This is a genomic window from Vibrio sp. 10N.222.52.B7 (genome assembly GCF_041474275.1).
GTDB classification, from domain to species: Bacteria; Pseudomonadota; Gammaproteobacteria; order Enterobacterales; family Vibrionaceae; genus Vibrio; species Vibrio crassostreae_C.
The window spans coordinates 91,685-111,455 of sequence record NZ_JBFRTU010000011.1 but is presented as its reverse complement, the minus strand read 5'-3'; the positions used below and the strand labels follow the sequence as shown (position 1 = coordinate 111,455).

Sequence of the window (19,771 nt, the reverse complement as noted above, 5' to 3'; positions counted from 1 at the left end):
CGTGAGATCAGTCTCAAAGAGCGCAGTAGCCAATGGGTCTATCTAAAAGCTATCGATAATGCACCCGCAGCGAGCCTTGCAACTGGTAACATAAGAGAAGCGTGTAAACATGCGATTAATCAAGGGTTAATAAAAATACAATCCTCGTACCAGAATGAGGACAACATCAAAAAAATGCTAAAAGATGACTGATTTGCGAGCGGTTAAGAGCAGCAAGTCGTGACCTTATTTTTAGTTTTGTTATTATCGATGTAACGGAATTTCATCAAAATGATCGAGATCGGTCTACGCGGCGCTAATAAATACATCTATGGGCATTCTTGAAAAAGACATTCAGGCGCAACTCCACCAGCTGAAATCTCAGTTGGAGCAGGTCCGTTTGACGCAAAGAGACACCTCGTTCAAGTTTATTAGAGAACAGAAAGTTCTAAAGCGTATCGTCACGTCTTTAAGTGATGCATGTGTTGGTAGTAACAGCCATTTAGATGAAAACCTCATTGCCCTTAGGGAAGAGCTAGAAAAGCAAAAAGACATTAGCTCAATGATCCCAAAACTGGCAGTATTAGAAAGGATGCTTAAGCAGAAAACGTTGGCTATGGATAAACAGAACGGGTATCTGGACGATAGCATTAAGCACAGTGGGGAAACGCTGCAGCGCATAACTGGCCTTCCAGCACAGCTCAAACGCGACCTACGAAACTTACTTAGCTTCTCCGAATGCAATGGCAGTCAGAAAGTCGACCACGCCATGAAACTTCTCGGTATTTATGAGCGTGCCATAAAGATTATGGCGAATAACTCACGCACCCATTTTGCTGACGCTGCGCACTCTCCGGAACAAGAGCTCCTTTCCGACCTATCAAACGAACTACAACATCTGATCACTGAACTCGACTTCGAGGGTGAATCGGGTGATCTGCTTACCGATATTCGAGCGAAGCTGCTGCTTGGTGTTTCCACACAAAACCTACTTGAGCTAACACTTCAGATCCTCAAACTGGTTATTGAAGGCACCAACCTAGAACGTAAGAAGTCTGAACAATTCATCGATCAGCTTAATTCTTCTTTAGCGTCCAGCATCAAAACGGCAGACCAAAATGCCGACCAGAGCCAGAGCTACTTTGAGCACCGACAAGGTCTAAACTCTGAGTTAAATGAACTAGTCACTAGAAGCCAAAGCTCGGTAGATAAAGCGAAAGATATTGATAGTTTAAAGCTGTCGATTAGTCCGCTACTCAGTGAAATCGCCTCTCTTTCGGAAAGGCTGAACCACGCAGAGCAAAAAGAACAAGCTCTGATAGAGAGAATGAGTTACGGAAAGACTCAGTTAGATTCACTCTATGAAGTGACGCAAGATTACCGTAAGCGCTTGGAAGATCAGGCTCAGCGTATGCTGCTTGATCCTCTAACCAAGGTTTACAATCGCACTGCCTTTACTGATCGCTTAGAGCTTGAGTATCGCCGCTGGATCCGCGCACAACACTCACTGCGCGTAGTACTTCTGGACATCGACAACTTCAAAGCCATTAACGATAGCTTTGGTTATACCGCCGGCGATAAAGCGCTTAAGATCATCGCAAGAACCATCACCAAAGAAGCAGGCACGACCGATACTGTGGCGCGTTTTTCAGGTGAAGAATTTGTCTTACTATTGCCAGAGCAAACCGATGAATATTGTCACCAAGTGATTCAAAACATTCAAACTCAAGTAAGCCGCTTACCCTTTAAGTTCCGTGACCAACAAATCACGATTACTTTATGCGCGGCAAGTACTCAGTTTAAAGAGTCAGATACACCTGAAGAAGTGTTAGAGCGACTCAATACAACACTAAATAAAGCAAAACAACGCGGTAATAACCAACTTGTTTGGCACTAGGCCAGCCCTAGATTTAATTTATTTCATTTTTTCAAATACTTATCACATACCATTTCCCTCAATGTTTGCTAAGCTAATGATTAACATTCGCTTAACAAGCATTCTTGGCAAGCAACGCTGTCGTATCCGTTTCGTCTGGTTAACTCTCCCCCACCTTTAACCAAACACTTTCAACGTTTGCTTCTCACTCTCGAGCCAGAGGGTCACTTCAACGTCCCCTGCTCTTTTCAACAAGGAGGCACTATGATCACTCATATCAGCCCTGCCGGTAGCATGGATTTACTCTCTCAACTTGAGGTTGAGCGTCTTAAGAAAACCGCGTCTAGTGATCTGTACCAACTGTATCGCAACTGTACGTTAGCGGTCCTGAACTCGGGTAGCCATACCGACAACTCCAAAGAGTTGCTCGACAAATATCTGTCGTTCGATGTCGAAGTCGTTCGCCGTGAGCGTGGTATTAAGCTCGAACTAAGCAACCCACCAGAGCATGCCTTTGTCGATGGTGAAATCATCAAGGGTATTCAAGAGCACCTATTTTCAGTGCTGCGTGACATTGTTTACGTCAACATGCACTTAGCCGATAACCAAAGGCTCAACCTGACTAATGCCACTCACATTACTAACCTTGTGTTTGGTATCTTGAGAAATGCAGGTGCGTTGACGCCAGGCATCGAGCCTAACCTGATTGTATGTTGGGGTGGTCACTCTATTAATGCCAGCGAATACCAATACACTCGTGAAGTCGGTAATGAGCTCGGCCTCCGTGAACTGAATATCTGTACCGGTTGTGGACCGGGTGCAATGGAAGGCCCAATGAAAGGGGCTGCCATTGGTCACGCGAAGCAGCGTTACACCGATCATCGTTATCTTGGGCTTACCGAGCCTTCGATCATTGCGGCTGAGCCACCAAACCCAATCGTCAACGAACTGGTGATCATGCCAGATATTGAGAAGCGTCTTGAGGCGTTTGTTCGTATGGCACATGGCATCATCATTTTCCCAGGCGGCCCCGGCACGGCCGAAGAGCTGCTGTACATCTTAGGGATCATGATGCACCCGAATAACGCCGAACAGCCAATGCCGATTGTGTTAACGGGCTCGAAAGAGAGTGAGGCTTACTTCCGCTCAATCGATAAGTTCATTGGGGAAACTCTAGGGCCTGATGCTCAGAAACATTACGAGATCGTGATTGATGACCCAGCACGCGCTGCGAAAATCATGAAACAAGCGATGCCAGATGTGCGTTCTCACCGTAAAGAGACCGGTGATGCCTACAGCTACAACTGGTCACTGCATATTGAGCCTGAGTTCCAACTGCCATTCGACCCAACACACGAATCTATGGCGGCGCTTGATCTTCATATGGACCAAAAAACAGAAAGCCTAGCCGCTAATTTACGTAAAGCGTTCTCAGGCATTGTGGCTGGTAACGTCAAAGCAGAGGGTATTCTGGAGATCGAGAAGCACGGCCCATTCCTAATTGATGGCGACAAAGAGCTAATGACCAAGATGGACCAACTGCTGAATGACTTTGTTGAGCAACATCGAATGAAGTTACCGGGAGGAACCGACTACGTGCCTTGCTATAAAATCGCCTCACGTGATTAAGGCGTTTACGTTACCAACGTTTCAACTCACCAAGTGATACGTTACTATAAGGGGCTAGCAGCCCCTTTTTTATTGCCTATTTAGTGGAAACTTATGTCTATCCATCTTGTTATTATCGATGCCTTAAACCTCATCCGACGCGTGCACTCTGTTCAGCCGGATCCAACCGATATAGCAAGAACCATTACCACCACAATTCGCACTCTCAATAAGATTCTGAATGAATCAAAGCCCACCCACATCATCGCGGTATTTGATCACCATTTACAAGACCGTGGCTGGCGCGCAGATGTGCTTCCTGCTTATAAGCAGAATCGTAAACCGATGCCAGAACCATTGATGAAAGGCCTTGATGCTATTCAACAAGCTTGGTGGGAGTTAGGCATTGATTCACTGCTGTCTGATGGCGATGAAGCGGATGATCTCGTCGCAACACTGGCAAAGAAAGTGGCTGACCACGGAGAAACCGTCACCATCGTCTCGACGGATAAGGGCTACTGCCAACTGTTGTCACCAACGCTTCAGATCCGAGATTACTTCCAGCACCGCTGGTTAGATAAACCCTTTATCGAAGCTGAGTTTGGCGTTAAACCTGAACAACTGGCAGATTACTGGGGATTAACGGGCGTAAGCTCAAGCCAAGTACCGGGCATCCCAGGTATCGGGCCAAAAGCAGCCAAAGAGATATTGACCACTTACCCAGATATCGAAGCGGCCTATCAAGCAGAAGATCTGCCGAAAAAATATCGTAAGAAGTTCGACGAACACATCGAATCCGCTCGTGTATGTAAGCAAGTATCGGCACTCAAAACCGATATTGATTTAGGGTTCAACCTGCAAGATATTCGTTACGAAGCAAACGCTTAAGTCGCTGTGACTCGATAATATTGATACAAAAAATGCCCCTTAAAGGAGCATTTTTTATCACTGACACACTAACGTAAATATTAGTGCGGTGAGATGTTTGAAAGCGCCTGAATGTGGACCGTGATCTCTTCGCGATCGTGGTAAAGGTGCTTAGCCTGCATCTTGAACTTCACTTTGTTCTCAATCAGGAACACTTTTAGGTTCTCGATATCTTGCAGTACTTCATCGTAACGGCCTTTCATAGGCAGTTTAAGGTTGAACAGTGCTTCTTTCGCCCAGCCTTTGATGATCCACTCACCCATAAGGTGAGCAACACGAGCTGGCTTCTCAACCATGTCACAGATAATCCAAGTTACGTTCTTACGGTCTGGTTCAAACTTAAAGCCATCCACCATGTGGTGCTTAATTTGACCTGTTTCCATTAGGCTGTCTGCCATCATGCCGTTATCAACACAGTGAACGAACATCGAGCGCTTAACCAATTGGTAAGTCCAACCACCTGGACATGCACCTAAATCAACACCCCACATACCTGGAGCCAAACGCTCGTCCCACTCATCACGAGGGATGAATACGTGGAATGCTTCTTCTAGCTTCAATGTAGAACGGCTTGGCGCATCTGATGGGAACTTCAGACGAGGGATACCCATAAAGAACTGGGAGTTGTTCGTTGGGTAAGAGTAACCAACAAAACAGTGGCCCGGAGCGATGAAGCATAAATGAAGCACAGGCTTCTTAGCGTTATCTTTCGCTGTCATCAGGCCTTTACCACGCATCGCTTGACGCATCGGCACGGTAAATTTACGGCAGAACTTCAAAAGCTCTTTTGCTTCGTTAGTATCTGGCGTTTCAATACGGATATCACCACAACGAGGGAAACCTTCTTTCTCAGAAAGCGCCTCAAGAATTGGAGAAATACGGTCATCGGTCGGCAGGTCTTTAATTTCAACAGCCACTGCCAACATTTGACGAGCAAAGATCAGTGATTGGAAATCGATCTCTTTGATCAACTTGTCCGCTTCACCTGCTTGGTAACATTCAAACAATACAAAACCTGTATTGTTCTTTAGGCGAGGAAAACCAAACACTTCCAGTTGTGTTGCCTTGTCTTGAATTTCGCCAGCACATTCTTTTTCAAAACCAGAGCGACAATAAAGTAGTACGTGTTTCACTGAGTTACCTCTTTTATATTCAAAGCAGCGAAGGAGAAGACTCCCCAACCAATGATAAATAGTAGACCACCAAACGGAGTGATAGGGCCAAACCATTTTATTCCTGTCAGTGCCAAGCCATAAAGGCTGCCACTAAAACAAAGGATGCCGATGATAAAGCAAATTGCCGCAATGAAAAAATATTTTTGTGATTTAGCGCCAAGTTTCATCTGCAGCAGAGCGCCACACGCCAATATCGCTAGAGTATGGATAAATTGGTACTGAACACCCGTCTCAAACACGCCTAGCAGATATTCAGACAAGATAGCTTTCAAACCGTGAGCTGCAAAGGCGCCAAGCATCACAGCAACCGCACCAGAGATGCCAGCAAACGTGAGTAAATACTTACTTCTCATTGAGTACCTCTTTGATAAACGCTGATAACTTCTCAACGGTTAACGCAATATTCTGCTGCTCGGTGTAACCAGAACTCTTACGAGGTTTAAAGCTGTGGTCGCCATCGGGAATAAATTCAACACGAATAGAATCAGACAGATCAAAATCAGCAAACTCTTCACGCTTACCAAAGGTATCGCGCTCACCTTGTAAAATGAGGCATGGCTTTGCTAACTCAGCCAGATGCTCACCTTTGTATTTCTCGGGTTTACCTGGTGGGTGGAAAGGAAAACCTAAACACGCCATTGCGGCCACCTTATCAAGTTCAGACAAATGGCTCGCCATACGCCCTCCCATCGACTTACCACCAATCACAAGCTTATCGGCATCAACCTGCTCAATAATCTCTTGATAGGCTTCAAGTAGCTTAGGCGCTCTGTCAGGTGGACGACGCTTACCATCTTCAGCACGTTTAATCATGTAAGGGAAGTTGAAACGAATCACTCGTATCCCTTTAAAGGCTAACCCTTTGGCTACCGACTGCATGAACTCATGCTCCATGCCTGCGCCAGCACCATGGGCAAAGATAAAGGTGATGGGATTGTCTTCACCATCAATGATGACGTTATTCATCGAGTAAGTCCTCTTGTTCACTTTGCGCTTTCGCTAGCATCCAATCACGGAAAGTCGCAATACGACCCATGTCGGCTTGTTTCTCATGACAAACCACATAGAAGGCGTTCTTACTCACCAACACTTCATCAAAAGGCGCAATCAAACGACCCGCTTCGATTTCAGGCTGCGCCAACACGTTGTTACCCAGAGCAATACCCTGGCCGTGAGCCGCTGCCTGCAGCACCATGGTTGAGTGACTGAAGATAGGGCCGTGATTAACGTTTACCCCATCGATGCCATTTTGCTTAGCGAACTGTTTCCAATCCTTTCGAGATGTATCATGCAATAGCGTATGACATGCTAAATCACTGAGAGATTCTAATGGTTTTACTCCTAGCAGCACGGAAGGTGAGCAAAGAGGGATCAAGTATTCTTGGTAAAGCTTATCGGCTCTAAGCCCCGACCAATTACCTCGGCCATAATAGATAGCGACGTCTACATCATCGGTTAGCGAGCCTTCATCCATATCAACGGCTTTGATTCTTACATCAATATCAGGCTCTTGCTGATTAAAGTCAGCGAGCCTTGGTACCAACCATTGAATAGCAAAACTCGGCGGTAAACTGATGGTCAATGCGCCCTTCTCACTTCGCTCCAGCACTTTGTCTGTCGCTTCTGCTAGTGATGTGAAAATATCTTTGATATCTAAGAAGTAGCTTTGACCTTCTTCAGTTAGCAGCAAAGAGCGGTTTCTTCGGCGAAACAGCTTCAAAGATAAGAATTCTTCAAGCGCTTTGATCTGATGACTGACTGCCGCTTGAGTAACAAACAACTCTTCTGCAGCACGCGTAAAACTCAAGTGTCGAGCTGCAGCTTCAAACACTCTTAGCGAGTTTAATGGGGGTAATCGACGAGACATAGTTACTCTCTAAATAAGCATTAGTTTTTTTTATCTGAAACATTATAATTTGTCCATTGCCTAGCAGCCAGAGAAATTCTATATTTCATCCCGCAGCAGCTAGCCTGAACGGCTTGATTCTCTCTAGAATCAATTGGCTTAGCTCCTGCGATGTTGTGTTTGCAAACTCGTTCTTTTCGAGTTGGGTAGAGTTCTACCAAATGTTTTGTTGCAGTTTATACTGAAACGAGGCATGTACTTCCTGTATTTATTTTGACCTGTCTGTCAAATTTGTTTACACCGCCTTATGGGCGGTGTTTTTTTATGTGCAAAGAAATGTAACAACAAGTTTATCAATAGCTGTGCTAATTAATCTTTATTATTTTTCATCGCCAATCACAGAATCAGACACCCACTCAAATAATCAACTGAACACATACAAATAGCACCATTGAGTTGCACTAAAAAGTAACAGAATACTTCAAGATACTCACACTTCTTCGGTACTTATAAACCCGTTTAGAACACACTCTTTCTATCAATCAAAAATTTCAAAGCTGAGCATGACGATAGCACGCCCAAACTCACGCCTCTGTCTGACTACTGTAAATCATTCACAATAGAAAATAAAAAAGCCGCTTACTTTTCAGTAAACGGCTTTGCAAAATGATTAACGCTTGGTCAACACACCACTATGGGCGGTAAACCTTAACGTTATGGAAGCCCTGCTCTTGTAGGTAAAGTGCCTGTAGACGGCTCATTACACCACGGTCACAGTACAGCAAGTACTCTTTCGCTTGGTCTAGGTCGCCAAACTGAGTCGAAAGCTTGAAGAATGGGATGTGTTTAATTTCAACACCCTCGATCTCTAATGGGCTTTCGTCTTCTTCTTCTGGGCTACGGATATCAAGAACGATAGCGTGCTCAGCAACAGCTTGAACTTGTTCAACTTCAGGCGCTTGCTCTTGGCTCTCTTTCTCGATGTCACGGATATCCATAACACGAGCGTTCTCGATCACTTGATCCAGCACTTCAAAGTTAAACTTAGCTTCTTCTGCTTCCAGTTTGCCTTTCTTCGCTTTCACTGTTGGCTTCTTAGAAATAACACCACAGTACTCAGGCATTACCTTAGCGAAGTCTTCAGTACCGATGATACGAGAAAGGTCGATGATGTCTTCTTTATCCCAGTTGATAAGCGGACGAAGAATCAAAGTATCTGTCACGTTGTCGATGTGACGCAGGTTAGTTAGCGTTTGGCTTGATACCTGACCTAGTGCTTCACCAGTAACCAACGCTTCGATCTTGAACTTGTCTGCAACCATACCACCAGCACGCATGAACATACGCTTAAGAACAACGCCCATTTGGCCGTCTTCTACGTTCTCAAGGATTTCAGCAACCACAGGTTCAAAGTCTACAGAAATGAACTTCACCTTTGCAGATGAGCCGTATTTATTCCATAGGTAGTGAGCCACTTGTTTAACACCAATCTCGTGCGCTGGGCCACCAAGGTTGAAGAAACAGTAGTGAACCTTAGAGCCGCGTTTGATGTGCAGATAGCTTGAAACACCAGAATCAAAGCCGCCAGAGATCAAGCTCAGTAGATCTTCTTGAGTACCAAGAGGGAAGCCACCGAGGCCTTTGTGACGAGCTAGAACTTGGTTTAGCTTGTCGTTAGCCACTTCAACCTTAACGGTTACATCAGGGTTCTTAAGTCGAACTTTCGCTGACTCAACTGCTTGGTTTAGACCGCCGCCTACGTAGCGCTCAAGTTCAATAGAGGTAAAGTCATGCTTACCACGACGCTTAGCACGTACAGAGAAAGTCTTGCCTTCAATGTCAGCACGGCTGCGTTCTAGTACTTGCTCGTAAATATCGTGCAAGTCTTTGAATTCAGACTGTTGAACTTCAAGAGAGTGGTGAATACCTGGAGTGTGAGTCAGAGCCTCTAACACTTCTGCGTAGTACTGGTCACTCTCAGACGTCACTTCAATATGATCGCGACGGTTGAATACCGCAACACTTTCACAGCGACGTTGAATAACGTTACGAATGTTGCACTCTAGAATCCTTGTGAAGCGCTTACGCACCGATTCACTTTTTACAAAAATTTCCGGATGGGGCTTAACAATAAATTTCATAGTACTTTCACAACATTAATGTTCAAAATTTTGAAAACGCTCATCGCCAAGTAAATTAGAGAATTTACACAGCACTTGAAGCAAGAATAGATCATATCTAAATCTAAGGGCGCGAATTATACATGAGAAAGTGAAGCAAGGAAAAGAGTGGTTGCTTTAACCCGATAATTAAACCGCCTGTTATTAAAAGTAGCAGGTCTCAAAACGACATAAATACCGCTGAGAGCATCATTGAAGACCAGCAAACAAAAAGCCCAACCTCATTATAAGGTTGGGCTTTCGATGCTATCTGCATGTTACCGTGTGTACACGTATCGGCTATTCATTAATAACAGGCACTTCGTCACTGTAAAGCGGCTCGCCCTGCATGATGCTGATTTCAACGCGGCGGTTGAGGCTACGTTGCCATTCAGTATCGTTCGGCTCGACTGGCTCGGTATCCGCCATGCCGCGTACTCTCAAGCGTTGATGAGAGAAACCACGCACCTTTTCCATCTCTTGAGCCACAGACACCGCACGCTGCGATGACAGGTCCCAATTAGAACGATAAAGCTCTGAATCAAGTCTCTGATTATCGGTGTGGCCAGAAATACGAACAATACCTGGTACATCTTTTACCAATTCAGCCACCTGTCTAACCAATGGTCGAAACTTAGGTTGTAGGAAAGCAGAACCCGATGGGAATGCACCCTTCTCACGAATTCGAATCACAATCTGCTGGCCAAGGTTTTCCACCTCAATCGCGCCTTGGTCGATCTCTCGCTCCAACGCTTTCTTGATACTTTCCATCAAGGTTTCCATCTCTTGCGATTGAGCTTCGGCTTGCTGTTGTTGTTGGTCTGACTCAGAGTTTTGATTGTCGTGAGTTGAAACCTCTGGCGACTTGCCTCCCGTCATCTTGCCTTGGTCACGCATTGTGCCGCCAGCACGCTCAGATTCACCTTCATGAAACTCAAGCGTTTGCTGCGTAATATCAATGGTCTGCTGCATGATCACATCGATCGGAGTCGGCTCTGGGCGACCAGGGCGAAACTCTTGCGCAATGATGCTAGTCCCTTTAGGAATATCTTTCACTTCCAAGCGGTTTTGTACACCAAACGCAAATTTCATCGATCCAGCGATCTGTTTGAACTTCAGTACGTCCATCTCAGAGAATGAGAGCAGCAGTACGAAGAAACACATCAGCAGTGACATCAAGTCAGCAAATGTCCCCATCCATTGAGGTAACCCCGGAGGAGGACATTTACATGGATTTTCTTCATCCATCTTCAAATCCTCTTACGCGGGTTCACCATCAATCGTGCGCTTACCTTCATTGAGGTAGCTCTTGAGGTAACCATCGATAACTCGTGGGTTCTGACCATCTTGAATCGCTAATACACCATCCATAACCAAACGACGGTTGAGTGTCTCTTGGTCACGACGCAGCGCAAGCTTGTCCGCAATTGGGAAGAACACCATGTTCGAAAGAATTGCACCGTACAGGGTCGTTAAAAGTGCTACCGCCATCGCAGGACCGATCGCTTTTGGATCATCCATGTTAGAAAGCATGGCAACTAAGCCAACCAAGGTACCAATCATACCCATCGCGGGTGCTACATCACCAAATGCAGAGAACACTTTCGCGCCCTGCTCATGACGCTCTGTGGTTAATGCGATGTCTTTTTGCAGTGCAGCACGCACCACATCACCATCATGGCCATCTACCAATAGGTCGATGCCCTTTTGCATGAAACTGTTGCTGATTTCCATTTCTTCAAGTGCCAAGAAGCCACCTTTACGTGCTGCATCCGCCATCTCTACCACTTTAGCGATAAGATCTTCAGGCTCATCGGCCTTAAACATAAATGCTTTGCCAGCGATTTTGGTTGCTCCAAAGAATTGTCCCATGGTGAACTTCATTAGAACAACAAACGTTGAACCACCCACCACGATCAAAATGGATGTCGTGTCATAGAACATCCCGAGGCTTCCACCTAGGATCATTGCCATGATTACAAAGGCAAATCCACCAATCAAACCTATTAGGGTTGCTAAATCCACTGAGCACTCCTCATGCTTTTTTGTAGCTCTACGTCGACGATAATCTTTTTATCGGCCAGACTATAAGATCTTTTAGTAAATTCTTGGCCTAAATATCACACTTTTCGTTTTTGAATCACAATTATTGGCTTACATTGCTCTTATCCTTAGCGCATAAACTCGATAAAGCTAAGGTTATTCAACCAAAGTGAGTTCAAGCCCCTTAAAAACGAACTTTCTAGCAAAATTTCTTGGTTACATTTGACCATCTCAGCGGCCTAGGGTAACGTTCGTTCATATTTCCAAACGCAGATTTATTATGGCTACTAAGAAACCTGAAAATATGAGCTTTGAAGCGGCTATCGAAGAGCTTGATGGCTTGGTTGATCAACTAGAAAATGGTGATCTAGCTTTAGATGATGCGCTGAAAAAGTTCGAACGAGGCATCTCCCTCGCTCGTGCTGGTCAAAGTAAACTAAACGATGCTGAACAGCGTGTTAGCATCTTACTGCAAAATGATGAAAATGCAGAACTTAGTGACTTTAACCCACAACCAGAATAACGAATTGTATGAGATCCCCTATGATCGAGACTTTATTGTCTTATCAAGCACGTAATAACGAGCAACTGAACCTTTGGCTTGATCGCCTGCCACACCAAAATCAGAACCTGATCAACGCAATGCGTTATGGGTTACTTTTAGGCGGCAAGCGCGCGCGTCCATTTCTTGTCTATATTACAGGGGAGATGCTCGGTTGCACCGCTGAAGAACTCGACACTCCAGCTTCTGCAGTCGAATGTATTCATGCCTACTCTCTGATTCACGACGACCTGCCAGCAATGGACGACGACGAACTGCGTCGTGGCCATCAGACCTGTCACATCAAATTCGATGAAGCGACCGCCATTTTAACGGGCGATGCCCTACAAACTCTGGCATTTACTATACTTGCGGAAGGTACATTAAGTGCTGACGGTGAAAGCAATCGCGTTCGAATGATTCAACGCCTAGCTGAAGCGTCTGGTGCACAAGGTATGTGCATTGGACAAGCTCTTGATATTGAAGCTGAAAACCGCTCAGTCACGCTAGAAGAGTTAGAAGAAGTTCACCGTAACAAGACTGGCGCTCTAATGAAATGTGCGATTCGTTTAGGTGCTCTGGCTGCTGGCGAAAAAGCGTTTGAAGTGATGCCTCAATTAGATAAGTACGCCGATGCAATCGGGTTAGCCTTCCAAGTTCAGGATGATATTTTAGATATCATTAGCGATACCGAAACTTTGGGTAAACCACAGGGCTCTGACCAAGATTTGAACAAAAGCACCTACCCTTCTTTGTTAGGTTTAGAGGGCGCTCAAGAAAAAGCGCAAACTCTGCTACAGGAAGCGCTTCAAGCTTTGGCTGCAATCCCATACAATACCCAGTCACTCGAAGAGTTCGCCCGATACGTCATCGAGCGCAAGAACTAAGACAATAAGCGCGCATTACCTATGACTCTTGATATATCAAAGTACCCAACTCTTGCTTTGGCTGATAAGCCAGAGGATTTGCGTCTACTTCCAAAAGAGACGCTTACACAGCTTTGTGATGAATTACGTACCTATCTTCTTAACTCGGTGAGCCAGTCAAGTGGTCACTTAGCGTCAGGCTTAGGTACAGTAGAGCTAACCGTTGCTCTGCACTATGTGTACAACACGCCTTTTGACCAATTGGTTTGGGATGTTGGCCACCAAGCATACCCACATAAGATTCTTACTGGCCGTCGTGACCGCTTATCGACTATCCGTCAAAAAGATGGACTGCACCCATTCCCATGGCGTCAAGAGAGCGAATACGACACTCTATCTGTTGGTCACTCTTCAACATCGATCAGCGCCGGACTTGGTATGGCGATCAGTGCGAAGAAAGAAGGTAAGAACCGTAAAGTTGTCAGTGTGATTGGTGATGGCGCGATTACCGCAGGTATGGCCTTCGAAGCCATGAACCACGCGGGCGATATTCACAATGACATGCTGGTTATCCTTAACGATAACGAGATGTCGATCTCTGAAAACGTCGGTGCTCTAAACAACCACCTCGCTCAAGTTCTTTCTGGCAGTCTTTACACGTCAATTCGTGAGGGTGGCAAGAAAGTGCTATCAGGCGTTCCGCCAATTAAAGAGCTCGTTCGTCGTACAGAAGAACATTTAAAAGGCATGGTTGTCCCTGGCACCATGTTTGAAGAGTTAGGCTTTAACTACATTGGTCCAATTGATGGTCACGATGTCAATGAGCTGATTAAAACGCTGAAGAACATGAGAGATCTAAAAGGTCCTCAGTTCCTGCATATCATGACGAAGAAAGGTAAAGGCTACGAGCCAGCTGAGAAAGATCCAATTGGCTACCATGGCGTACCTAAATTCGATCCTGCACATTCAAGTCTGCCTAAGAGCACCAGCTCTAAACCAACTTTCTCTAAGATTTTTGGCGACTTCCTGTGTGATATGGCCGCTCAAGATCCTAAGCTAATGGCGATCACGCCTGCAATGCGTGAAGGTTCTGGTATGGTGCGTTTCTCGAAAGAGTATCCAGAACAGTACTTTGATGTAGCAATTGCTGAGCAACACGCTGTGACGCTAGCAACCGGTATGGCGATTGCCGGTGATAAGCCAATTGTGGCTATCTACTCGACTTTCCTACAACGTGGCTACGATCAACTGATCCACGATGTGGCAATCATGGATCTACCGGTTATGTTCGCTATTGACCGTGCAGGTCTCGTCGGTGCCGATGGTCAAACACACCAAGGTGCGTTCGACTTAAGTTTCATGCGCTGTATTCCAAACATGGTGATCATGGCACCAAGCGACGAGAACGAATGTCGCCAAATGCTTTACACCGGTCACCAGCACACGGGGCCAAGTGCCGTTCGTTACCCTCGCGGTAATGGCATGGGTACTGAGATTCAAAGTGAGTTTACCGCTCTTGAGATTGGTAAAGGTCGTATCGTTCGCGAAAGCGAAAAAGCAAAAGATGGCTCGAAGGTCGCTATCCTAAGCTTCGGTACTTTCCTTGAGAGTGCACTTCAAACGGCTGATGCTATCGATGCTACAGTGGCAGATATGCGCTTTGTTAAGCCCCTCGACGAAGCTCTGATCAAACAACTTGCTGCTGACCACGATGTACTAGTGACTATCGAAGAAAACGCGATTGCAGGTGGTGCGGGTGCGGGTGTGATTGAATTCTTGATGCAAGAAAAACTACTGATGCCAGTATTGAACCTTGGCCTACCAGACAAGTTTATTGCTCAAGGTACTCAAGGTGAGCTGCATGAAGAGCTTGGCTTAGATGCGAAAGGGATTGAGAAGTCTATCACTGACTATCTTGCCAAGTAGCTTTAATACGTAAGCTCGTAAGCTCCGCAAACAAAAAAGGTTGGCCCTAGGGTCAACCTTTTTAGTATCTGCTAATTAGTTTGGTGTATCGCCAACTAAACCTTAGCCCTTCAGTTAACTCACACTAACCAACCTGCGAAATGTGCCACGGCATACAACGAAATAGCCGCCATAATACCCGCTACAATATCGTCAATCATGATACCCAAGCCGCCGTGAATTCGCGCATCTAGCCAACCAATCGGCCAAGGTTTTACCATGTCAAAGAAGCGGAAAAGCACAAAACCAGTCAGAAGCCATTTCCAGTCATCGGCAGGGATATTCAGCATAGGCACTAAGCTCATGGTGATCCAAAAGCCCGCAAACTCATCCCAAACGATAGAACCGTGGTCATGCACGCCCATATCATCAGACGTTACTTGGCAGATCTTAATACCAATAATGCAGCTTACCACCACCACGGCAACGTAAGCAGGAAACGGTAGCTGAACCAACAATAGGTACAACGGAATTGACGCAAGCGTGCCCATTGTGCCGGGAATAATAGGCGATAAGCCACTGCCAAAACCCGTTGCTAAGAAATGCCAAGGATTTTTAAGAGAAATAAGAGAAAGTGGGTTTGTCATCAATTAACCTTAAAGTGATCGTAACCAGTTAAGTTCCAGCTTAGTGGTTCACCATTATTGTGTAATTCAAAATATTCTACAGGTCTTATCTGGCCAATGCAGGTGACTTTTGTACCAGTGTGTGACAAAGCACTTTCCAGCGACCCTTTATTCTCTTCTGGTACAGTAAAGCACAGTTCGTACTCTTCACCACTCGTTAGCGCATACTGCTGAGCTGAAGTGATATCAGGAGCGAACTGACGTAACTCTGGAGAGATAGGCAGCGTGCTTACATCAATACTCGCGCCAACTTGAGAACGCTTAAGGATATGTTTTAAATCAGCAATAACGCCATCAGAGATATCAATCGCAGATGAAGCAAGGTTCACTAGAGCCTGACCCGCTAACACTCGTGGGGCGCTCACATAATGTCTCTCTTCAAGCTCAGCAGCATAGGGCTTCGCTCTGTTCTGCTCAGGGTTAAGTAACACTTCTAAGCCAGCTTTGCTGTCACCTAGATTACCTGTTACGTAAATCCAGTCGCCCACTTTCGCGCCATCTCTGCGCAGCGCTCGTCCTTCAGGAACAAAGCCCTGTACCGTCAGTGTCAGGCTTAGTGGACCTTTGGTTGTGTCGCCACCAATTAACTGAATACCAAAGTAGTCTGCGAGTTTAAAAAAGGAGTCACAGAAGGGAGCAAGCCATGCTTCATCGATTTCAGGCATGGTTAAAGCAAAAGACACCCAAGCAGGCGTCGCGCCCATTGCAGCAAGGTCACTGATATTGGAAGCCAACGCTTTGTGTGCCACCCAAGCCGGATTCGCCTCAGCTAAGAAATGGGTACCAGCCACTAAGGTGTCCGTGCTGATCGCTATCTCAACATTGCCCGGCGCTTTGACCAAAGCACAATCATCGCCAGCAGCTAGAAGAACGTCTTTACGTTGTGGTTGTCGATTTACAAAATATTTTTCAATCAGGTTAAATTCGCCAGACATCACATGCCCTATCTTTAGTCTCATAAAAATCGCCGTAATCATGGATATTACAGAAATTTAGTTACAAAAAAGGCCAGCACAAAAGCTGACCTTTAGATTCAATATACGAACGTCTTATTTCTTACGAACGTGCGGTGCAGCTTTATCAAGCACACCGTTAACAAACTTATGGCTGTCTTCTGCTGCAAATACTTTTGCAAGCTCGATAGCTTCGTTGATAACCACTTTGTATGGTACATCTTCGCGACGAGTCATCTCGTACATAGCTAAACGTAGAAGCGCTAGTTCCATCAGATCCAGATCTTGCATAGGGCGAGATACGAATGGACGAAGCTTGCTATCAAGTTCCATGTGGCTAAGAGCAACACCAGTTAGTAGGTCGCGGAAGTATGCAACGTCTGTTTCTGGCATAGCAAGAGCAGGCTCTGCAGCATGATGCTCTTCTTCATCATACTTACCACCAGATAAGAACTGTTCTTCAACGGTAGCAATATTTTCTTTAGTAATTTGCCAAGAATAAATTGCTTGTAGAGCAAATTGACGTGCGTTACGACGTGCGGCTGGTTTCACACTGGCCCCCATTAGGAATCGATTTCAGAAAGAACGTTGATCATCTCAAGTGCGCTAAGTGCTGCTTCTGCACCCTTATTACCAGCCTTGGTTCCTGCGCGTTCAATAGCTTGATCGATCGTATCAACAGTAAGAACACCAAACGCTACTGGAAGAGAATATTCCAGAGACACTTGTGCCAAACCTTTATTACATTCACTACAAACATAGTCAAAGTGAGGTGTACCGCCACGAATTACTGTACCAAGAGATACAATCGCATCGAACTTACCTGTTTTTGCAACGCGCTGCGCTACAAGTGGAAGTTCTACTGCACCAGGGCAACGAACAACAGTGATGTTGTCTTCGCTTACTTGTCCATGACGCTTTAAAGTATCGATTGCACCAGAAAGTAAACTTTCGTTAATAAAACTGTTGAAACGAGCAATAACGATAGCAATTTTTGCATTTGGCGCTGGGAAGCCACCCTCGATCACTTTCATAAGCCTTCCTTTAACTATTTTCATCAAGTGAGAATCGCCGGATTCTAGCACAAAACTGTGAGCAATATCTAATGGTAATTTAGAAGAACAGACACCGGCAATGTAAAGATGATAATGCAGCGCTGATCCCAAGCATATAGGAACAGCGAGTAACCAAGTTTGTGTGTTGAACACGTTTTGAGTCGGACTTGGCTACTTTGCTCTTTTGGCAAGATTTATCACCAAAAGAGCCACTGAAATCATCGGTAAATTATGTTGCTACAAACGGAGAAACGTCTGCTTGCTAACGCATGGTTTATTCGCAAACGTACTCAACAACGTTAAGGCCAAAACCACCCAATGCGTGGTAACGCTTAGTGCTTGAAGAAAGCAGACGCATATCGTGCACACCTAGATCTTGAAGAATCTGAGAACCGACACCAACACGACGCGAGGTACCCTGCTTCTTCGCCATAGTTGGCTGCTCGTTCTTGTCTTGCGCTTCGAATGTCTTCACTTTGTGAATCAAAGAATCAGACGACTCTTCGTTGCCAAGAATAACCAACACACCGCCTTCGTCGCCAATACGCTTCATCGCTTTATCTAGCGACCAGCTGCGTTCAGTACCACGGTCTGAATGAAGCAGATCGGTGAACGTGTCATGCAGGTGAACACGTACCAAAGGAGCACCTTCAGATAGGTCGCCTTTTTGCATCGCGTAGTGGATCTGGTTATCAATTGTATCGCGGTAAGTCACCAGCTCGAAATCACCAAACTCTGTTGGTAAATGGCATTGTGCTACACGCTCAATCGTTGTTTCTGTGTTGTTGCGGTATTCAATCAAGTCAGCAATCGTGCCTAGCTTGATGTCGTGTTTTTCAGCAAACACTTCAAGGTCAGGGCGACGAGCCATAGTACCGTCGTCGTTAAGGATCTCAACGATAACCGATGCTGGCTCGCAGCCTGCAAGACGTGCTAAATCACAACCTGCTTCCGTGTGTCCTGCGCGAGTCAGAACACCGCCATCTTGCGCTGTCAGTGGGAAAATATGACCAGGTTGAACAAGATCAGCCGCTTTCGCATCTTTCGCCACTGCCGCTTGAACCGTCACTGCACGGTCTGATGCAGAGATACCCGTTGTTACGCCCTCTGCCGCTTCAATCGAAACAGTAAAGTTAGTGGTGTACTGTGCGTTGTTATCTTGAACCATAGGCGCTAGACCCATGCGGTTTGAACGCTCTTTGGTTAGCGTCAGACAAATTAAACCACGGCCGTACATCGCCATGAAGTTAATCGCTTCTGGCGTCACATGTTCTGCTGCCATGATCAGATCGCCTTCATTTTCGCGATCTTCATCATCCATCAGGATAACCATTTTTCCTAGGCGAATGTCTTCAATAATTTCTTGAGGAGTACTAATTGGCATTGTTCTATATCCTTTGAAATGGTTCTGCTTCCTAGAACCGACACTATTTAAACCTGATGATATTGCTTCGCTTTACAAAGTCTCGCTTAACGCACTTTGTATCAACGGTTAGGCAAAACCATTCTGCTGTAAGAATTCCATCGTTAATCGAGATTCAGGCTCAGATTCTTGTTGCTGGCCTTGCAGTAAACGCTCCATGTAACGTGCTAATACATCAACTTCTAGATTCACTTTACGACCGACATTGAATTGGTCGATGGTGGTTTCTGAAGAAGTATGAGGAACGATAGTCAGCTTGAATGCGTTCTTACGTAAATCGTTCACAGTCAGGCTAATGCCATCAACTGTTACTGAGCCTTTTTGAGCCACGTATTTTGAGATTTCTGCTGGCATTTCTACCCAGAATTCAATCGCACGGCCAACTTGGTTACGTTCAACAATCTCACCCACGCCATCAACGTGACCAGACACTATATGTCCACCGAAACGCGTGGTTGGTAACATTGCTTTCTCAAGGTTAACTTTATCGCCCGCTTGGTAATCGACAAAACCCGTTTTTTTCAGGGTCTCAAGCGAAAGATCTGCACTGTAGCTGTGGTCGTTATATTCAACAACTGTCAAACACACACCATTGGTAGCGATACTGTCGCCTAACTTAACGTCAGCCATATCAAGCTTACCAACATTAACCGTTACGGTGATGTCTTCTCCGCGGGGAGTGATTGCACTCAATGTACCTACGGCTTCTACAATTCCTGTAAACATTTT

Annotated in this window: 20 protein-coding genes; 7 read left to right on the top strand and 13 right to left on the bottom strand. The window is 45.6% G+C overall.

Annotated elements, in window-relative coordinates:
- The 4 genes from AB4512_RS04550 to xni form a co-directional block, all read left to right on the top strand.
- Positions 1–192 (top strand): hypothetical protein (locus AB4512_RS04550; protein WP_372174530.1); only part of this gene is annotated, 192 nt, incomplete at its 5' end.
- A 118-nt stretch (positions 193–310) separates the two neighbouring features.
- Complete coding sequence (locus tag AB4512_RS04545; RefSeq protein ID WP_372174528.1) at positions 311–1,876, top strand: GGDEF domain-containing protein; 1,566 nt, start codon at positions 311–313, stop codon at positions 1,874–1,876.
- 243 nt (positions 1,877–2,119) lie between these two features.
- On the top strand, positions 2,120–3,484 hold the full coding sequence (gene ppnN, locus AB4512_RS04540) for a nucleotide 5'-monophosphate nucleosidase PpnN (protein ID WP_017060771.1): 1,365 nt from the start codon (positions 2,120–2,122) through the stop codon (positions 3,482–3,484).
- Between the two features lie 93 nt (positions 3,485–3,577).
- A complete protein-coding gene (xni, locus tag AB4512_RS04535) occupies positions 3,578–4,351 on the top strand; it encodes a flap endonuclease Xni (RefSeq protein WP_017069498.1) in 774 nt (257 codons plus the stop codon).
- Between the two features lie 80 nt (positions 4,352–4,431).
- On the opposite strand, the gene rlmM is transcribed toward xni, so the two are convergent.
- The 7 genes from rlmM to pomA all read right to left on the bottom strand — a co-directional run bounded on the left by rlmM (position 4,432) and on the right by pomA (position 11,595).
- The gene (rlmM, locus tag AB4512_RS04530) at positions 4,432–5,523 is read right to left on the bottom strand and encodes a 23S rRNA (cytidine(2498)-2'-O)-methyltransferase RlmM (protein ID WP_017070491.1); all 1,092 of its coding nucleotides are present in this window, start codon (positions 5,521–5,523) and stop codon (positions 4,432–4,434) included.
- On the bottom strand, positions 5,520–5,918 hold the full coding sequence (locus AB4512_RS04525) for a DUF423 domain-containing protein (RefSeq protein WP_102319950.1): 399 nt from the start codon (positions 5,916–5,918) through the stop codon (positions 5,520–5,522). The genes rlmM and AB4512_RS04525 overlap by 4 nt, the downstream gene beginning before the upstream one ends.
- A complete protein-coding gene (locus AB4512_RS04520) occupies positions 5,908–6,531 on the bottom strand; it encodes an alpha/beta fold hydrolase (protein ID WP_102319949.1) in 624 nt (207 codons plus the stop codon). Before AB4512_RS04520 ends, AB4512_RS04525 begins: the two co-directional genes overlap by 11 nt.
- Positions 6,524–7,432 carry a transcriptional regulator GcvA gene (locus AB4512_RS04515; RefSeq protein ID WP_012604639.1) on the bottom strand — a complete coding sequence of 303 codons (909 nt, stop codon included), beginning with the start codon at positions 7,430–7,432 and terminating at the stop codon, positions 6,524–6,526. The genes AB4512_RS04520 and AB4512_RS04515 overlap by 8 nt, the downstream gene beginning before the upstream one ends.
- A 671-nt stretch (positions 7,433–8,103) precedes the next feature.
- Entirely contained in the window at positions 8,104–9,552 is a 1,449-nt protein-coding gene (thiI, locus tag AB4512_RS04510; protein WP_029235325.1) for a tRNA uracil 4-sulfurtransferase ThiI, read from the bottom strand.
- Positions 9,553–9,870: 318 nt separating this feature from the next.
- Positions 9,871–10,818 (bottom strand): flagellar motor protein MotB, encoded by a 948-nt coding sequence (locus AB4512_RS04505; RefSeq protein WP_017060777.1) that lies wholly within the window; start codon positions 10,816–10,818, stop codon positions 9,871–9,873.
- 12 nt (positions 10,819–10,830) lie between these two features.
- Positions 10,831–11,595: a flagellar motor protein PomA gene (gene pomA / locus AB4512_RS04500; protein ID WP_004734406.1), complete on the bottom strand. Its 765-nt coding sequence runs from the start codon at positions 11,593–11,595 to the stop codon at positions 10,831–10,833.
- A gap of 298 nt (positions 11,596–11,893) precedes the next feature.
- On the opposite strand from pomA, the gene xseB reads away from it, so the two are divergent.
- From xseB to dxs, 3 genes are read left to right on the top strand one after another with little or no spacing between them, the layout of a single operon-like run.
- A complete protein-coding gene (gene xseB, locus AB4512_RS04495) occupies positions 11,894–12,136 on the top strand; it encodes an exodeoxyribonuclease VII small subunit (RefSeq protein ID WP_004734405.1) in 243 nt (80 codons plus the stop codon).
- Between the two features lie 20 nt (positions 12,137–12,156).
- The gene (gene ispA, locus AB4512_RS04490; protein WP_017070489.1) at positions 12,157–13,041 is read left to right on the top strand and encodes a (2E,6E)-farnesyl diphosphate synthase; all 885 of its coding nucleotides are present in this window, start codon (positions 12,157–12,159) and stop codon (positions 13,039–13,041) included.
- Positions 13,042–13,062: 21 nt separating this feature from the next.
- On the top strand, positions 13,063–14,946 hold the full coding sequence (dxs, locus tag AB4512_RS04485; RefSeq protein WP_017070488.1) for a 1-deoxy-D-xylulose-5-phosphate synthase: 1,884 nt from the start codon (positions 13,063–13,065) through the stop codon (positions 14,944–14,946).
- 119 nt (positions 14,947–15,065) lie between these two features.
- Here dxs and pgpA read toward each other — a convergent pair whose 3' ends face one another.
- From pgpA to AB4512_RS04455, 6 genes are all read right to left on the bottom strand, one after another.
- A complete protein-coding gene (pgpA, locus tag AB4512_RS04480; RefSeq protein ID WP_017060782.1) occupies positions 15,066–15,572 on the bottom strand; it encodes a phosphatidylglycerophosphatase A in 507 nt (168 codons plus the stop codon).
- Complete coding sequence (thiL, locus tag AB4512_RS04475; RefSeq protein ID WP_017066823.1) at positions 15,572–16,546, bottom strand: thiamine-phosphate kinase; 975 nt, start codon at positions 16,544–16,546, stop codon at positions 15,572–15,574. The genes pgpA and thiL overlap by 1 nt, the downstream gene beginning before the upstream one ends.
- Before the next feature lie 114 nt (positions 16,547–16,660).
- On the bottom strand, positions 16,661–17,128 hold the full coding sequence (gene nusB / locus AB4512_RS04470; protein ID WP_004734399.1) for a transcription antitermination factor NusB: 468 nt from the start codon (positions 17,126–17,128) through the stop codon (positions 16,661–16,663).
- A complete protein-coding gene (gene ribE / locus AB4512_RS04465; protein WP_004741508.1) occupies positions 17,128–17,598 on the bottom strand; it encodes a 6,7-dimethyl-8-ribityllumazine synthase in 471 nt (156 codons plus the stop codon). Before ribE ends, nusB begins: the two co-directional genes overlap by 1 nt.
- A gap of 295 nt (positions 17,599–17,893) precedes the next feature.
- Positions 17,894–19,003 (bottom strand): bifunctional 3,4-dihydroxy-2-butanone-4-phosphate synthase/GTP cyclohydrolase II, encoded by a 1,110-nt coding sequence (gene ribBA, locus AB4512_RS04460; RefSeq protein ID WP_017060784.1) that lies wholly within the window; start codon positions 19,001–19,003, stop codon positions 17,894–17,896.
- Positions 19,004–19,111: 108 nt separating this feature from the next.
- On the bottom strand, positions 19,112–19,768 hold the full coding sequence (locus AB4512_RS04455) for a riboflavin synthase (RefSeq protein WP_010436361.1): 657 nt from the start codon (positions 19,766–19,768) through the stop codon (positions 19,112–19,114).
- Between the last annotated feature and the right edge of the window lie 3 nt (positions 19,769–19,771).

Bases quoted from the DNA above. Each gene is read 5' to 3' on its own strand.
- AB4512_RS04515 (WP_012604639.1), bottom strand. From the start codon at position 7,432: ATGTCTCGTCGATTACCCCCATTAAACTCGCTAAGAGTGTTTGAAGCT.
- xni (WP_017069498.1), top strand. From the start codon at position 3,578: ATGTCTATCCATCTTGTTATTATCGATGCCTTAAACCTCATCCGACGC.
- dxs (WP_017070488.1), top strand. From the start codon at position 13,063: ATGACTCTTGATATATCAAAGTACCCAACTCTTGCTTTGGCTGATAAG.
- ppnN (WP_017060771.1), top strand. From the start codon at position 2,120: ATGATCACTCATATCAGCCCTGCCGGTAGCATGGATTTACTCTCTCAA.
- pgpA (WP_017060782.1), bottom strand. From the start codon at position 15,572: ATGACAAACCCACTTTCTCTTATTTCTCTTAAAAATCCTTGGCATTTC.
- ispA (WP_017070489.1), top strand. From the start codon at position 12,157: ATGATCGAGACTTTATTGTCTTATCAAGCACGTAATAACGAGCAACTG.
- AB4512_RS04525 (WP_102319950.1), bottom strand. From the start codon at position 5,918: ATGAGAAGTAAGTATTTACTCACGTTTGCTGGCATCTCTGGTGCGGTT.
- AB4512_RS04520 (WP_102319949.1), bottom strand. From the start codon at position 6,531: ATGAATAACGTCATCATTGATGGTGAAGACAATCCCATCACCTTTATC.
- ribBA (WP_017060784.1), bottom strand. From the start codon at position 19,003: ATGCCAATTAGTACTCCTCAAGAAATTATTGAAGACATTCGCCTAGGA.
- AB4512_RS04545 (WP_372174528.1), top strand. From the start codon at position 311: ATGGGCATTCTTGAAAAAGACATTCAGGCGCAACTCCACCAGCTGAAA.
- thiI (WP_029235325.1), bottom strand. From the start codon at position 9,552: ATGAAATTTATTGTTAAGCCCCATCCGGAAATTTTTGTAAAAAGTGAA.
- thiL (WP_017066823.1), bottom strand. From the start codon at position 16,546: ATGTCTGGCGAATTTAACCTGATTGAAAAATATTTTGTAAATCGACAA.
- ribE (WP_004741508.1), bottom strand. From the start codon at position 17,598: ATGAAAGTGATCGAGGGTGGCTTCCCAGCGCCAAATGCAAAAATTGCT.
- nusB (WP_004734399.1), bottom strand. From the start codon at position 17,128: ATGGGGGCCAGTGTGAAACCAGCCGCACGTCGTAACGCACGTCAATTT.
- AB4512_RS04505 (WP_017060777.1), bottom strand. From the start codon at position 10,818: ATGGATGAAGAAAATCCATGTAAATGTCCTCCTCCGGGGTTACCTCAA.
- AB4512_RS04455 (WP_010436361.1), bottom strand. From the start codon at position 19,768: ATGTTTACAGGAATTGTAGAAGCCGTAGGTACATTGAGTGCAATCACT.
- xseB (WP_004734405.1), top strand. From the start codon at position 11,894: ATGGCTACTAAGAAACCTGAAAATATGAGCTTTGAAGCGGCTATCGAA.